This window comes from Salinithrix halophila, from assembly GCF_042650125.1.
Taxonomy (GTDB): Bacteria; Bacillota; Bacilli; order Thermoactinomycetales; family DSM-45169; genus Salinithrix; species Salinithrix halophila.
The window spans coordinates 551,033-564,666 of record NZ_JBHSAP010000007.1; the positions used below are offsets into that span (position 1 = coordinate 551,033).

The 13,634-nt window shown below is 52.6% G+C and carries 14 protein-coding genes; 4 read left to right on the forward strand and 10 right to left on the reverse strand.

The window, feature by feature from the left end; all coding sequences use genetic code 11:
• The first annotated feature begins 80 nt into the window (after nt 1-80).
• The 3 genes from ACFOUO_RS04785 to ACFOUO_RS04795 all read left to right on the forward strand — a co-directional run bounded on the left by ACFOUO_RS04785 (nt 81) and on the right by ACFOUO_RS04795 (nt 3,200).
• Nucleotides 81-548 carry a hypothetical protein gene (locus ACFOUO_RS04785; RefSeq protein ID WP_380702691.1) on the forward strand — a complete coding sequence of 156 codons (468 nt, stop codon included), beginning with the start codon at nt 81-83 and terminating at the stop codon, nt 546-548.
• A gap of 138 nt (nt 549-686) precedes the next feature.
• Nucleotides 687-1,016 (forward strand): ArsR/SmtB family transcription factor, encoded by a 330-nt coding sequence (locus ACFOUO_RS04790; RefSeq protein ID WP_380702693.1) that lies wholly within the window; start codon nt 687-689, stop codon nt 1,014-1,016.
• An 84-nt stretch (nt 1,017-1,100) separates the two neighbouring features.
• On the forward strand, nt 1,101-3,200 hold the full coding sequence (locus ACFOUO_RS04795) for a heavy metal translocating P-type ATPase (protein ID WP_380702695.1): 2,100 nt from the start codon (nt 1,101-1,103) through the stop codon (nt 3,198-3,200).
• A 75-nt stretch (nt 3,201-3,275) separates the two neighbouring features.
• On the opposite strand, the gene arsC is transcribed toward ACFOUO_RS04795, so the two are convergent.
• From arsC to ACFOUO_RS04810, 3 genes are read right to left on the reverse strand one after another with little or no spacing between them, the layout of a single operon-like run.
• Complete coding sequence (gene arsC / locus ACFOUO_RS04800) at nt 3,276-3,707, reverse strand: arsenate reductase (thioredoxin) (RefSeq protein WP_380702697.1); 432 nt, start codon at nt 3,705-3,707, stop codon at nt 3,276-3,278.
• Nucleotides 3,708-3,730: 23 nt separating this feature from the next.
• Entirely contained in the window at nt 3,731-5,032 is a 1,302-nt protein-coding gene (locus tag ACFOUO_RS04805; RefSeq protein ID WP_380702699.1) for an arsenic transporter, read from the reverse strand.
• A 16-nt stretch (nt 5,033-5,048) separates the two neighbouring features.
• Nucleotides 5,049-5,390: an ArsR/SmtB family transcription factor gene (locus ACFOUO_RS04810; RefSeq protein ID WP_380702701.1), complete on the reverse strand. Its 342-nt coding sequence runs from the start codon at nt 5,388-5,390 to the stop codon at nt 5,049-5,051.
• Between the two features lie 186 nt (nt 5,391-5,576).
• Between ACFOUO_RS04810 and ACFOUO_RS04815 the strand changes: the two genes are divergently transcribed.
• A complete protein-coding gene (locus ACFOUO_RS04815; RefSeq protein WP_380702703.1) occupies nt 5,577-6,944 on the forward strand; it encodes a M20/M25/M40 family metallo-hydrolase in 1,368 nt (455 codons plus the stop codon).
• A gap of 75 nt (nt 6,945-7,019) precedes the next feature.
• Here ACFOUO_RS04815 and ACFOUO_RS04820 read toward each other — a convergent pair whose 3' ends face one another.
• From ACFOUO_RS04820 to coaA, 7 genes are all read right to left on the reverse strand, one after another.
• The gene (locus ACFOUO_RS04820) at nt 7,020-7,787 is read right to left on the reverse strand and encodes a PRC-barrel domain-containing protein (protein WP_380702705.1); all 768 of its coding nucleotides are present in this window, start codon (nt 7,785-7,787) and stop codon (nt 7,020-7,022) included.
• A 44-nt stretch (nt 7,788-7,831) separates the two neighbouring features.
• Nucleotides 7,832-8,065, reverse strand: a complete 234-nt coding sequence (locus ACFOUO_RS04825; RefSeq protein WP_380702707.1) for a ChaB family protein — start codon at nt 8,063-8,065, stop codon at nt 7,832-7,834.
• 176 nt (nt 8,066-8,241) lie between these two features.
• A complete protein-coding gene (locus ACFOUO_RS04830; RefSeq protein WP_380702709.1) occupies nt 8,242-8,499 on the reverse strand; it encodes a ChaB family protein in 258 nt (85 codons plus the stop codon).
• A 183-nt stretch (nt 8,500-8,682) separates the two neighbouring features.
• Nucleotides 8,683-9,264: an isoprenylcysteine carboxyl methyltransferase family protein gene (locus ACFOUO_RS04835; protein ID WP_380702711.1), complete on the reverse strand. Its 582-nt coding sequence runs from the start codon at nt 9,262-9,264 to the stop codon at nt 8,683-8,685.
• A 19-nt stretch (nt 9,265-9,283) separates the two neighbouring features.
• The gene (locus ACFOUO_RS04840) at nt 9,284-10,348 is read right to left on the reverse strand and encodes a type III polyketide synthase (protein WP_380702713.1); all 1,065 of its coding nucleotides are present in this window, start codon (nt 10,346-10,348) and stop codon (nt 9,284-9,286) included.
• Nucleotides 10,349-10,533: 185 nt separating this feature from the next.
• Nucleotides 10,534-12,339: a PAS domain S-box protein gene (locus tag ACFOUO_RS04845; RefSeq protein ID WP_380702715.1), complete on the reverse strand. Its 1,806-nt coding sequence runs from the start codon at nt 12,337-12,339 to the stop codon at nt 10,534-10,536.
• A gap of 106 nt (nt 12,340-12,445) precedes the next feature.
• On the reverse strand, nt 12,446-13,393 hold the full coding sequence (gene coaA / locus ACFOUO_RS04850; RefSeq protein ID WP_380702717.1) for a type I pantothenate kinase: 948 nt from the start codon (nt 13,391-13,393) through the stop codon (nt 12,446-12,448).
• Nucleotides 13,394-13,634: the final 241 nt, after the last annotated feature.

The following is a 13,634-nucleotide window of genomic DNA, read 5'->3' on the forward strand; positions in this document are numbered from 1 at the left end:
CCAATAATTCGAATTTCATTGTATACTGGTTTTGTGTACCAATCTGGTCTAACTTTTCCCATATAGTAGAGGAGGAACCCATGAACACCTTCAAAAAACTGTCTCTTTCCCTGATGCTAGCTACGTCGATCCTACTTCCCTTCGGCACTGTGCCAACCCAGGCCGCTCCCATCACCGGGGCTTATGGAGAGGTCCGCACCACAGCCAAAGCCGTCGTTACCGTCGATGCCACCATAAAAGAAGTGCGTGGCTATGACGAGGATCGCGAACACCAACATCTCCTGGTCGATGACATCCGGGTACAGGAAATCGAAAACGGATCCGCTGACGACATTCCGAACCGGGCCTTCGTATCCATCCGTATTGACGAGCAGGGAACTGAAAAAGAAATCCCCAACCTTCGTGCTGGTGCCCCAATCGAGATCAAAGGGGAGTTTATCCCCGAGGAAGAAGCTTACGAGACACCCCACAACTGCTGTGACGCCGTCATCCATTTTACCCATGACCCCCTCGGCTATGTCCGTTACGACGGGACTCTCTACCGCTGAGCTCATTTTCAATGACCGGTCTTGCCTTTTTGGTAAGCCGGTTTTTTTCATTGACATACATGAATGACTGCGCATATAATGCAACTATCACAACATGAACATATGACCATATAAGAGAAGGAAAACGGAGGAACTCCCATGGATGGCCAGGAAAATCAATCACAGTCCACCTCGTACGATCCCCTTGATGATGAAACGCTGTTCATTGTGACGCAGACGTTCAAAGCACTAGCCGATCCAACCCGGGTACGGATTCTGCATCTCTTGGCAGACCGAGAGATTTCCGTCACGGAGATCTCCGAGACGCTTTCCCTATCCCAATCGACAGTTTCCCATCAATTGCGGTTCCTGAAGAACCTACGGTTGGTCAAATTTCGTCGAGCAGGCACCACTCTCTATTACTCACCGGAGGATCAGCATGTGATGACCCTGTTGAAGCAATCCATCAACCACGCCCAACATGATTAGTTTGTGATATCGGGCCAACCCGTCGGAGTATCTGGGCTCGCCCACCTCTGCGCCCCATTTTACCGGAAAAGGAGTCGAAACAGCTTGACAGAGTACCGGTTAAAAGGCTTGTCCTGCCCCGGATGCGCCGCCGACCTGGAACGGGCCATCCGCAGGATTACTCATGGAGAATCAGCTCGTATCCTGTACTCCAGCGGCACGCTCATGTTGGACGAACAGGTGGATCTGGAACAAGTGAAAGTAGCCCTCGCCCGAGAAGGAGTCGCCTTGGTTTCCTCCGAGAACGGAGCCGAGGAGCATGAAGACAGCCATGGCTCGGGTAACGGATTGAACCTCAAGATCGCCCTCGCTGTCTCGACGGTTCTGTTCGGTCTCGCCATCGTTTTAGAGGGCCGTGTAGATCCCTTTCCCATCGGGCTGTATCTGGTCGCGATGGCTCTCAGTGGATATCGGACGTTCCTAAAAGGGATCCGTAACCTCTTCCGTTTGAAATTCAATATCGAGACCTTGATGACGATCGCCCTCGTGGGAGCAGTCGCCATCGGAGAGTGGAAAGAAGGAACGCTGGTCGCAATTCTGTTCGGCTTGAACGAATACCTGGAAGGACTGGGAATGGAGAAAGCACGCAACTCCATGGAAAAACTGCTGGCGGTTGCCCCCCTGCAAGCCACCCGTATCGAGGAAGAGGGAGAACGCATCGTTTCAATTGGGGAACTCCGTGCCGGCGACCGGGTTCTCGTCCGCCCCGGAGAAAAAATCCCTTCCGACGGTGTAGTAGATGAAGGGCGCAGTTCGGTTAACGAAGCCGCGATTACCGGAGAATCTCTCCCCGTCGAAAAGTCAGTGGGGGAAACTGTATTCGGAAGCAGCATCAACAACGAAGGGGTCTTGAAGATCCGGATCGACAGTGCCTTTGAAGATTCGGCCATCTCCCGCATCCTGCAACTGGTCCGCGAAGCCCAAGAAGCCAAAACACCGACAGAACTTTTTATCAACCGCTTTTCCCAGTATTACACCCCGATGATCATGGCCATCGCCGCCCTAGTCATGACGGTTCCACCTCTTCTTGCCGGTTCTGGGTGGGGGAGCTGGTTTTATCAGGGGTTGGCCGTTCTCATCGTCGGTTGCCCCTGTGCGCTCATTCTCTCCTCGCCCATCGCCAATATCGCCGGCATCACCCGTAACGCGCGGAACGGGATCCTCGTAAAAGGATCTGTCCATTTAGAGCAACTGGGGAAACTTCGAACCGTCGCCTTTGACAAGACTGGAACTTTAACCAAAGGACGTCCGGTCGTGGGTGAAACCCTGCAATACCACTCGGATCTCCTGCCCATCGCCGGTGCGATAGAGAAAGACTCCTCCCATCCATTGGCCCGGGCTGTGATAGAGAAGGTGAAGGAAGCCGGCATAGAGCCGTTAAAGGCTGTCGATTTAGAAACGACTGCCGGGAGCGGGGTCACGGCAGTCGTCGACGGACGAAGGTATTGGGCGGGCAACGAGCGTGCCCTTTCCCATCTGACAATCCCCTCCGATGTTCAAGCGGATATTCAACGACTAAAAGAACAGGGATACACCTTGGTCCTGATCGCCGATGAGGAAAAAGTCCTCGGTTTCTTTGGCTTGGCGGATGAGATCCGGGAAGAGAGCGCAAGCGTCATCCGGTCCCTCCACAAAACGGGGATCACCAAGACCGTCATGCTGACGGGGGATCACCCTCGTTCGGCGGAAAAAGTGGCGGAAGCGGTTGGTGTCACGACCGTTCACGCCGGTCTCCTCCCTGAAGGCAAGGTAGAACAGGTGAAAAAGCTCACCACTCAAGCGAAAACAGCCATGGTGGGGGATGGGATTAATGATTCACCCGCTCTTGCCGCCGCCGATCTCGGAATCGCGATGGGCAAAGGGACCGACAGTGCCATTGAAACCGCTGATATCGTCCTCATGCAAGATCATCTGGGCAAACTGCCCTCTGCCATCCGGATTGCCCGACGGGTCAACCGAATCATCCGGCTAAACATTTCCCTGGCTCTGGGCTTGAAACTGATCGCTCTTCTGCTGACCATCCCTGGCTTATTAACCCTATGGATCGCCATCCTATCGGATATGGGAGCTACCATCCTGGTCACCCTCATCAGTCTGACCATCTTGTGGCAACGGAAAAAGCCTTCTCTTAACCCGCAAAATTAAGGAAAGCAGAGGCTCATTCAATCGAATGGGCCTCTATATTTTTCTCCAAAAGCTGTAAACCCCTGTAACCCCAAATCACTCCTTCGCTTCTTCGGCAAAACGGTGAATCCGCTCTTCGATCTGATCACGCACCCTTTGGAAGACTCCCCATACCTCTTCCTCCGTACCTTCGACTTTGGCAGGATCATCAAAGCCCCAATGCATCCGCTGGACATGGGAGGGAGTTATGGGGCACTTGTGGTTGGCGTCCCCGCATAGCGTGACGGCGTAGTCCGCGTTATTCAAGATTTCAGGATCAATGATGTCGGAGGTCTGATCTGAGATGTCGATCCCCTTCTCCTCCATCGCCTTCACCGCCTTGGGATTAAGACCATGCGCCTCGATCCCGGCGCTGTACACGTTAAAACGATCCCCAAGAATATGTTTACCGAATCCTTCCGCCATCTGGCTACGGCAGGAGTTTCCGGTGCAGAGAAAATAAATGGTTTTTTTCTTATCGGCAGTCATCGTGATTCCTCCTAGAAATGGATTTAATAGAGCAGCATCAGCCAGATATACAAGCCGAGAAGGGTAATCAATAGGGTTGGGACTGTTAGCACAATACCCACTTTGAAATAAGTACCCCAGGTAATCTTCACACCCTTACGAGAGAGGACATGGAGCCAGAGAAGGGTCGCCAGCGAGCCAATCGGGGTGATCTTAGGGCCTAGATCAGAACCAATGACATTCGCGTATACCAACGCTTCGTGCATGAGTCCTTTCGTCTGGATGGTTTGAATCGCCAGCGCGTCAATCATCACTGTCGGCATATTGTTCATAATAGAGGAGAGAAAAGCGGCGATAAAACCCATCCCCACCGTCCCTACAAGGGGCCCCTGGCCCACCATCCACTGAATCACACCAGCAAGAGCGTCAGTAAGACCCGCGTTCTTCAGGCCGTAGACCACCACATACATTCCGATAGAGAAGACGACCACCGTCCAGGGGGCCTCTTTCACCAGTTGCTTTGTCTGAATGAAAGCACTGCTACGTGCCGCCAAAAGAAACCAAAGGGCCGCTGCACCTGCGATGATCGACACGGGAACGCCCAAAGGTTCACTAAAGAGATACCCTACCAGCAGGATCCCCAGAATCCCCCAAGAAAGACGGAACAGACGCATATCCTTGATTGCTCCCCTGGGCTTTGGTAGTTGGGTTAGATCATAGTCTTTCGGAATACGCTTCCGGAAGAAGAAGAATAGGACAAGAATACTAGCGCCCAGAGCAAAGAAATTGGGAACAATCATGCGAGTCGTATATTCCACAAACCCAATCCCAAAGAAGTCTGCGGAGACGATATTAACGAGGTTACTCACTACAAGCGGCAAGGATGTCGTATCCGCGATAAATCCGCTCGCTATGACAAAGGCGAAAATCATTTTTTCTTCGAATTGCAGAGCTCGAACCATGGCCAACACGATGGGAGTCAAGATCAGAGCTGCTCCGTCGTTGGCGAAGAAGGCAGCCACTGCAGCCCCTAACAGGACCACGTAGACAAACATTTTTCGCCCATTTCCTCCAGCGAGACGGGCCATATGCAAAGCGGCCCATTCAAAGAAACCAATCTCGTCCATGATGAGAGAGATGAGGATGATGGCGACGAACGCCAAAGTGGCATTCCAGACCATTCCCGTCACAATCCAAACATCCGGCAGGCTGACAACCCCGAATAAGAGGGCTAAGATCGCCCCGCCTGTCGCCGACCAACCGATCGACAACCCTCGGGGTTGCCAGATCACGAACACCAAGGTGACCGCAAAAATGATAAAAGATAGCCAAGCTGAAGACGTCATCGTTTTGCCTCTTTCGTTATCTTTTGTCGCATAGGACTTTTTTTCCGCTCGTTTTCAATGCTCTGATCTCATCACTAAGGTCCGGTAAGTGGTCAACCACCGATTGGAAATAGGGGAGCCGCTCGCCATCGAGGGAATAAATGACCCATTGTCCTCGTCGGCGTTCCTTGACCAGCTGGGCATTTTTCAGTTTACGCATGTGTTGGGAAACAGCCGGTTGCGACATACCTAATATTTCAACCAGCTCGCAGACGCAGAGATCCTCTGTTTTCAACAGAGCCAACATTCGAAGGCGGGATGGATCCCCCATCGCCTTGTTACATTCAGCAAGTTCTTCCCATCCAAGTTCGAGCCGCATCATATACATCACCTCAATTTTATATAAGCATATCCTTATATACTTGTCAAAATCATTCCATGCTTCAGGACTGAAAGCCTGATTCTTCATCTATTTTTCCACAAAAATCCTATCAATCTATTGACAATAATGAAAAATTTCCAATAAACTACGAGAGGAGGAAAAATTTTTTGGAGGAGGAGAGAAATGAAACACCATCGTTACCGTATTGTCTTCGCCTTCGCACTGACCCTGGCTTTGGTCTTCAGCACCACTACCTACGCCGCTCCCATACATATCAATCAAATCGCTCAGGAGATCTCCAAGGATCGGATCTACAAGCACATCACCAAGCTCGCGAATCGGGACAACGCCCGGGTAACCGGTTTTGACGGAGAACACCGAGCGGCCAACTACATCGCCAAAAACCTGAAGAAATACGGGATCAAAGTTGAACGGCAGACCTTTCCGATCATGGCTTTTCTGGCACGCGGTTCGGAAGTGAAGGTGAACACCCCTCTACAAAAAACATTGACTTCCAAACCCTTCAACTACACTCCCGCCACCCCTCAAGAAGGGCTAAGCGGCAAGGTTGTCCTCGCAGGGATGGGCAAACCCGAGGACTTCCAGGGTATGAACCTGGAAGGCAAAATCGCCCTCATCCGGCGCGGGGACATCACCTTCTATGAAAAATCCCAGAATGCAGCCAAAGCAGGAGCAGCCGGGGTTCTCATCTACAACAACACCGACGGCAGCCTGAGTGGAACCCTAGGGCAACAAGGGGCTGTTCCCACTCTCGCCCTTCCCAAGGCCGAGGGGGAAGAACTAAAGGCCTTGGTTGAGAGCGATCAACCAGTGACCGTAACAATAAAAGCTGACGTGGAACTGACTCCCAGTTACTCTCAAAACGTCATCGGCACTATCAAGGCGAAAAAAGGGAACCCCGCCAAGGCGAAAACCATCATTGTCGGTGCCCACTATGACGGTGTAGACACCCCTGCCGCCAATGATAACGCCTCCGGCACTGCCACGCTGCTGGAAACGGCCAAAGCGCTTTCCGACGAGAAATTGCGTCACAACGTGAAGGTGATCTTCTTCGGTGCCGAAGAAGTAGGGCTGGTGGGTTCTACTCGATATGTGAAAGCGATGAGTCCGGAGGAGAAAGCCGAAACCGCAGCCATGATCAACATGGATATGGTGGGTGTCGGTGATACCATCGGTATCATGACCGCCGATCCGCAAGCCAAATCTTTCGTCGCTGACCGGGCTGAGGATTATGTGAAGACCTATGGATACTCCTATAAACGCTATGACTCCACCCGGAGCGACCATGCTCCCTTCGAAGCAGCGGGTATCCCGGTTGCCTTCCTCAACTATCACCAAGACCCGTACTATCACACCGACGAGGATGCCCCGGACAAGATCGATAAAAACAACTTACATCGGATGGGCATGCTAGCCACCTTACTTACGCACAATCTGGCCAACGACCCTAAGCTGAAATCTTCGAACCCGTCTAGCATGAAATCCCTCAACAAGCAAAAATCTGACAACCCTGAATGGAAACAGAAGTAAAAAACAAAGCCGCCGCCCGTTACGTGAAGGGCGGCGGCTTTTCCTGTACTGAGTTCCCGGAGAGAACAACGGGGATCACCGGGGCCTTCCATAGTAATCAAACCGGCCTTTCTCCCCCTCTTCATTGATCGGATCGCTGGGTTCATATTCCGGCGATCCTTTAATGTTATCTTTCACAAGATCCACGTGTACACGGGCATCTGCCATATCCACATCCTCGACAGAGTCCTTATCAATCATCACCTTCTTGCTAGACAGCCAGCTACCGGCATCGACGACCAAAAAACGGACGGTCCAACTGTGATCGTCGATAATGAAATCATCCACCTGTCCCAACTCACCGTCGTGGGTTTTCAGGGTAAATCCGGTCAGTTGATTGACAGATAGTAGCCTCGATTCTGCCAGGTTCTCATCTTTTAGGTCACCATCCTGTGGGGGAGACGGGCGCAACAGCTCTTCTGGCAAGGGGTTAACAGCCAGATTCCCAGGAACCATGCTTCCTCCCCAGAGACCAGCCCCCCCCCAATAGACAGGCCAGCCGTAATGCCGATGGAGTTCCACCTCGGACTTGCGGGAAATCGGGGCTTCCGCATCCACGTCGGGACTGTCTTTTACTTGTTCCCGAGTTAAGGACAGGCGGACCTCTTTCTTCTCCCAATCCACCTGTTTCACGGGGATCGGAGAAATCAAGACTCGTTGCCGGTGAAACAGGGAGCCCACATTAACGATCAAATACCGGACGGTCCAGGTTTCATCATCGATCAGGAGCCGATCCACCTTGCCGATTTCACCTTCCACAGCCACCACGGTCGTCCCTTCCATTCCTTTGGCACTGACCAACATGGTTTTTTCCTCCCTTGGATTTCCGGTTTCTCTCTCCCCTTCTCTCAATGCTTTTTCTTGGAAACCCAGCGATCGCCTTCCTTTTTGTATTTCTCCTTTACAGCGGACCAGGCAACCCGGTGAGCCGTTTCCTCCCGAGAGGCATCCCCCCGGCGATCTGTTGGATCGGCATATTCCTCCCAGGCGTTGTTGAACGCTTCTTTGTAGATTTCCTGGGCGTGTTTGGGCAGGTTATCCCGCACCTGTTTTGGCAGGTCTTGCAATTGATCATAGGACATTTTCCTGACCCTCCTACGGGACGGTTTCTCCATGATGTTCCAACCGTTGTGGTACTCCCTTTTCCCGGCTGATCTCTCCACCAAACATCTCTTGATCCTTCTCCTCCACCAAACAAAAATCCCACCGTTAGGCGGGAAAAGAAAATCGCCCCATCGAGGGACGGCTGTACGCTTATTTACTTCTTACCAGGATGGAGCCGGGAAAAACCCTGACTCAGATTTAGTTCAAAACGAATCCGTGCCTGTTTTTTATTATATTCCTGCTTCAATCTGTCCCAAGCCACTTGATGGGCCAGATATTCCCGCTCTTCTTTTTCGCCTTCTGTATGAATCCAGATCATGTTGTAAGCAGAGCTGTAGATCTCTTTGGCCCGGTCTGATAAGTGATCATTTATCGCATCCCGTAACGGCAGCTCTTCCACTTCCTGTGCCAACCGGCTCACTCCCATGGTTTTTAATAAAGGCTTTCACAACGTTCATTCATCCTCGTAAACATTAAAACGGATTTCCAATCGAAAAACAAGGCCTTTCTATTAACTGCTCTCTCTTTCAACATACTAGCGAGCTTTCAGGATTAGTCCATAAAAAAACCGTCCAAGGGGACGGGCGCGGGAAATTCATGTTTTTTCCGAACCATTGGGGTGCCAAGGGATGAAGCGGGGCCTGGCGCCCATCACTTCCCCATAAGCGACAGCTTCCGTAAGGGCCCGCTCCTCCGCCGGAATCCGTACCCGGAGCAGAACCAAGGCATTCAATAGGGACACCGTTATGGCTGTCACCCAGGAGCCAAAAACCAGGGGGAGGGTACAAAGCTCCATAGCGACCACCACATAGTTTGGGTGGCGCACCCATCGATAGGGACCCTGTACCACTGGCTTTTGACCGGGGATGACCAGGATGCGGGTGTTCCAGTAAGGACCGAGGGTACAGAGGCACCAGAAGCGTAGCCCTTGAGCGGTAACGAATAGGAGGAAGGGAAGCTCCCACCAGAGGGGAGGGTGGATGCCTCCCAGGCTTACCTCAGCAATCAAGCCAACGAAAAACAGCGCGTGGACCGCGACGATCAGCGGGTAATGCCTCCGACCGACCTCGTATCCTCCACGGGCCATCGCCCATCGGGTATTCCTCTTGGCGATCGCTAATTCTACCCCCCGCTGAAAAAGTAACCCGATTAGTACCAACCCGAACCAGGGATTCATCCCTTCCTCCCTCCTTTCGTTACCATTGGAGAAGCATCATCTCGGAACTAAACCCGGGACCCAGCGCAGTAACCAGACCATAGCTTCCCGCTTGGTGTTCCTCCTGTAACTCCCTCTCCAATACAAACAATACCGTCACCGATGACATGTTGCCATATTCGCCGAGAATGGAGCGAGAGTGGCGGAAGGCTTCTTCGGGAAGAGATAACGCTTCCTGATAGGCGGTAAGCACTTTCATTCCGCCAGGATGGGCGATCACCCGCCCGACTCGGTTTAGGTCCAGTCCCGAGCGCGTGAGGAACCCTTCGACAGCAGCGGGAACTTCCCGGCGCACAATACTGGGGATGTCCCGGGAAAAGAGCACTTTCAACCCATCATCTTCCACCTCCCACCCCATAACATCAAGGGAATTAGGCCATGTGGTACTCATCGTATCCAGTACCCGGGGCCGTCCGGAGAGGCCAGCGGGAAAGGGAGCTTCATTCCCGATGATCAACACCGCCGCCGCACCATCAGCAAAAAGGGAAGTAGCCACCAGGTTACTCTTTGTATGGTCCCCCCTGCGAAAGGTAAGGCTGCACAGTTCTACTGCCAACAGGATAACCCTGCTTTCCGGAAATGCAAGCGTATATTCGTATGCTCGTGCCAGACCTGAAGCACCGCCCGCGCAACCCAACCCCCAGATTGGCGTCCGTTTTACATGACGGGAAAAGCCCAACCGATGGATCATCCGTGCATCGATGCTGGGAGTTGCCAAACCCGAGGTGGACACGAAAAACAGGTGATCCACCTCCCCCGGATGAACACCGGCCCTCTCGAGACATTGCTTCACCGCCTCCTCGCCCAACCGGCAGGCCGTCTCGGTGTAGGCATCATTTCGTTCCGCAAAGGAGCGATCCTCCTCAAACCATTCCCTCGGACGAGCGAGGCGTCGGGTACGGATGGACGCATGATCAAAAATAGGCAGGTAGCGCGTGATATCCTGGAAAGCATCCCGAAACAACTCGCGGGCAAATTCCCGGGCCTCCTCCTGCTGCAACGTATGGTCGGGGACCGCGGTCCCAACGGAAACGATATACGGCAAATCGGTTCCCTCCATTCTGGACCTACTGGCCGTTACCGCTTTAGCTTTCCCTTCCAAATTGGGAACATGCACCAACTACCCACCAAAGAAAAAAAGCGACGTCCGCTTGGTTCATCCGTGGACATCACCTGATAGGTGCTCCTTGCCATTGTAAAACAGGCAGCCTGCCATCAGGTATTACTGGCCTACTCCTGCTCGTCAGTATCTGGTTTCACCGGCAGGCGAAGGGTGACTGACGTTCCTTTGCCTATTTCGCTTGAAAAGCTGAGGGTCCCCTTGTGATGATGAATGATCTGACGGGTAATCATCAACCCCAGGCCCGTCCCTTCTTCTTTCGTAGTAAAGAAGGGCTCTCCCAGACGGGGAAGATCCTCCCGGGGGATGCCGTCTCCTTCATCGGTGACGGTTAATCGGATCCCGTCCGGTTCACTGGTGAGCCGGACATAGAGCGTTCCTCCCTCGGGCATAGCTTCCATCCCATTTTTCAATAGATTCGTAAAGGCCTGTTTTAACAGATTGGCTTCACATGTGATCGTCGGGAGAGGTTCATCGATCTCGGTAATAATGACGACCCGGTTCAAAAGTGCCTGACTTTGGAGGAGCATTCGTACATCTTCCAGAATATCCACCGGGTTTTTGTCAACAAACTGCACCGGTTGGGGCTTGGCTAACAACAGGAATTCGCGGCAGATCCATTCGATCCGATCCAACTCGGACAACATGACGCCCCGATAATCCTCTTCTCGAAACAGGAGTTGCACAAAACCCCTGAGAGCGGTAAGAGGATTTCGGATCTCATGGGCGACTCCCGCCGCCAGCTGGCCAACCACCATCAGTTTCTCGGATTGGCGAAGCAACTCCTCCGTCTTTTTCCGCTCACGAATATCCCGGATGATCCCAACGAAAATGCGGTTCTCTTCCCTTTCCCAGGAAGTAAAGGAGATTTCCGCCGGAACTTCTGTACCGTCCTTTCTCAATCCCATCATTTCCACCGTGCGGCTGGGATAGATCATTCGAGCATCCTGTTGGTGACGGCGAAGCTCTTTCTGATAATCCGAATGAATCACGGTTGGAAAAATAACCGAGATTGGCTGCCCTAATGCCTCTTCCTCGGTATATCCGAAGATTTCCTTCGCCCCCCGGTTCCAAGAGAGAATCCGTCCGTGGTAATCCGCCATGATGATACCGTCTTTGGCGGATTGCAATACCGAACAGAATTTCGTTTCAGATAATTGAAGCGCTTCTTCCGCTGCTTTTTGAGAAGTAATATCTTGGATGGTTCCCGAAGCCAGTACAGGGAAACCATCGGCATCACAGGATAGTTCACCCGTCTGCCGGATATGGCGGCTGCCCCCCTCCGGGTGAAGGAGACGAAACTCCATCTCCCAGCTACCGCCGTTCAAGGCGAATTGAACCCGCCTGTATACCCTTTCCCGGTCATCGGGGTGAACCAGCTGAAGACATTCTTTCAGTGTTCGCTCCCTTTGATGGGGGATGCTGAACATACGGCTGACTTCCTCAGACCATTGGATCCGGTTCCGGGAAAGATCCCACTCCCAATAGCCCAGCCGGGCCAGGCGTGCCGCTTGGGCACATTGGCGATCTGACCGTTCCAGGTCTTTTTCCGCTTGCGCTACCTGGATTGACGCCGTCACGTCCTGTACGGTAAGGAAAAATCCTTCCGGCGGGCCGCTCTCCGGATAAGGAATACGTCTCCATTGCAACCAAACAGAGGTTCCATCCGGCTTCCGATACGGTAGCGGCCCTCCTTTTGAATGGGAGGTGACGGAGGAGGATCCAACCATGGAGAAAAGGCGGGATACCGACAGTCCCCGCAGTTCCTCACGACCAAAGAGGCGGTGAGCAACAGGGTTGGCGTATTGAATCACTCCGTTAGGATCCAACTGGAGTATTCCTTCGGATACATGCTGGAACAGGCAATGACCGTAACGAAGAAGAGGTTCCTCTTGAAGGAATGGATCCCGTTTCATGCGACTCTCCCCCCTGCGTTATCGATCTGCAACTCTTTCAGATGTGAATACCAATACAATACGCTAACAAAGGAGGCATCTCCTCTTTCCCCTGGCCGGTCAATCTTTACAATTTCCTCAGCTTCACACGGCGAATGGAATGATCAGGACCTTTTTCCAGAATGAGGCGAGCCCGATTTTTTGTTGGGAGCACATTTTCCACCAGATTGACTTCGTTGATTTCCCTCCAGATGCCCCGGGCAGTCTCTGTAGCCTCTTCTTCGGTGAGATCGGCATAACGGCGAAAGTAGGAACGGGGATCACGGAAAGCTGTCCGGCGTAAAACCTGAAAACGGTCTACATACCAGTTGGCGATGTCTTTGGCTTCAGCATCCACATAGATGGAGAAATCGAGAAAATCAGAAGCAAAGAGAGTCGGACGTGCCTCGCCATCGATGTTGAGGCTTTGCAGGATGTTGAGTCCTTCCACGATCACAATATCAGGCTGACGAACCACTTTCTGCTTGTCAGGAAGGATGTCATAGGTAAGATGGGAGTAGACAGGCGCTCTCACTTCCGGGCGCCCTGATTTCAGGTCGGAAAGAAAACGGATGAGGCTCCGGCGGTTGTAACTCTCCGGGAAACCTTTGCGATGCATCAATCCCCGTTCCTCCAGTACCCGGTTGGGGTACAGGAAGCCGTCCGTGGTCACCAACTCCACCCGGGGATGATGAGGCCAACGGCTGAGCAGTGCTTGCAGAAGACGGGCAGTAGTGCTCTTGCCGACGGCGACACTGCCGGATACCCCGATCAAAAATGGGACCTGGGGACTGATATCCCCTAAAAAGAGGCGGGTAGCCCGATACGTATCCTGGCTTTGCGCAACCAACAAGTTAAGAAGCCGGGAGAGAGGAAGATAAAAGTCCGAGACCTCCTCCAGAGAAATCTTTTCATTGATTCCCCTCAATTTCTCCAGGTCTTCCTCATCCAAGGTCTGGGGCACCGAAGCGCGAAGCGCCTTCCATTCCTCTCGGGAAAAAGTGAGATATGGAGAAAACGGTGAATAGGCTGGCATGGGATCGACTCCTCACTTACAAACAATGAATGATATCTTGAAAATCAGAAAAAATTGCTGGGAAATCCAAGACTACTGACAAAGCTTTTCCATATCATGAAGATGGGTCGATTTAGTGGAGCGCCTGTTGGCACCAACAACCCAGCGGAGTGTCCAGAGGCTCCAACCACACGATTTTCCTTTGACCGCTGATTGGAGCAGGGGCACGGAGCGGACAGGCCCCACATCTGCGGGAAGAACA

Bases quoted from the DNA above. Each gene is read 5' to 3' on its own strand.
- ACFOUO_RS04785 (WP_380702691.1), top strand. From the start codon at position 81: ATGAACACCTTCAAAAAACTGTCTCTTTCCCTGATGCTAGCTACGTCG.
- ACFOUO_RS04790 (WP_380702693.1), top strand. From the start codon at position 687: ATGGATGGCCAGGAAAATCAATCACAGTCCACCTCGTACGATCCCCTT.
- arsC (WP_380702697.1), bottom strand. From the start codon at position 3,707: ATGACTGCCGATAAGAAAAAAACCATTTATTTTCTCTGCACCGGAAAC.
- ACFOUO_RS04805 (WP_380702699.1), bottom strand. From the start codon at position 5,032: ATGACGTCTTCAGCTTGGCTATCTTTTATCATTTTTGCGGTCACCTTG.
- ACFOUO_RS04810 (WP_380702701.1), bottom strand. From the start codon at position 5,390: ATGCGGCTCGAACTTGGATGGGAAGAACTTGCTGAATGTAACAAGGCG.
- ACFOUO_RS04815 (WP_380702703.1), top strand. From the start codon at position 5,577: ATGAAACACCATCGTTACCGTATTGTCTTCGCCTTCGCACTGACCCTG.
- ACFOUO_RS04820 (WP_380702705.1), bottom strand. From the start codon at position 7,787: ATGTTGGTCAGTGCCAAAGGAATGGAAGGGACGACCGTGGTGGCTGTG.
- ACFOUO_RS04825 (WP_380702707.1), bottom strand. From the start codon at position 8,065: ATGTCCTATGATCAATTGCAAGACCTGCCAAAACAGGTGCGGGATAAC.
- ACFOUO_RS04835 (WP_380702711.1), bottom strand. From the start codon at position 9,264: ATGAATCCCTGGTTCGGGTTGGTACTAATCGGGTTACTTTTTCAGCGG.
- ACFOUO_RS04845 (WP_380702715.1), bottom strand. From the start codon at position 12,339: ATGAAACGGGATCCATTCCTTCAAGAGGAACCTCTTCTTCGTTACGGT.
- coaA (WP_380702717.1), bottom strand. From the start codon at position 13,393: ATGCCAGCCTATTCACCGTTTTCTCCATATCTCACTTTTTCCCGAGAG.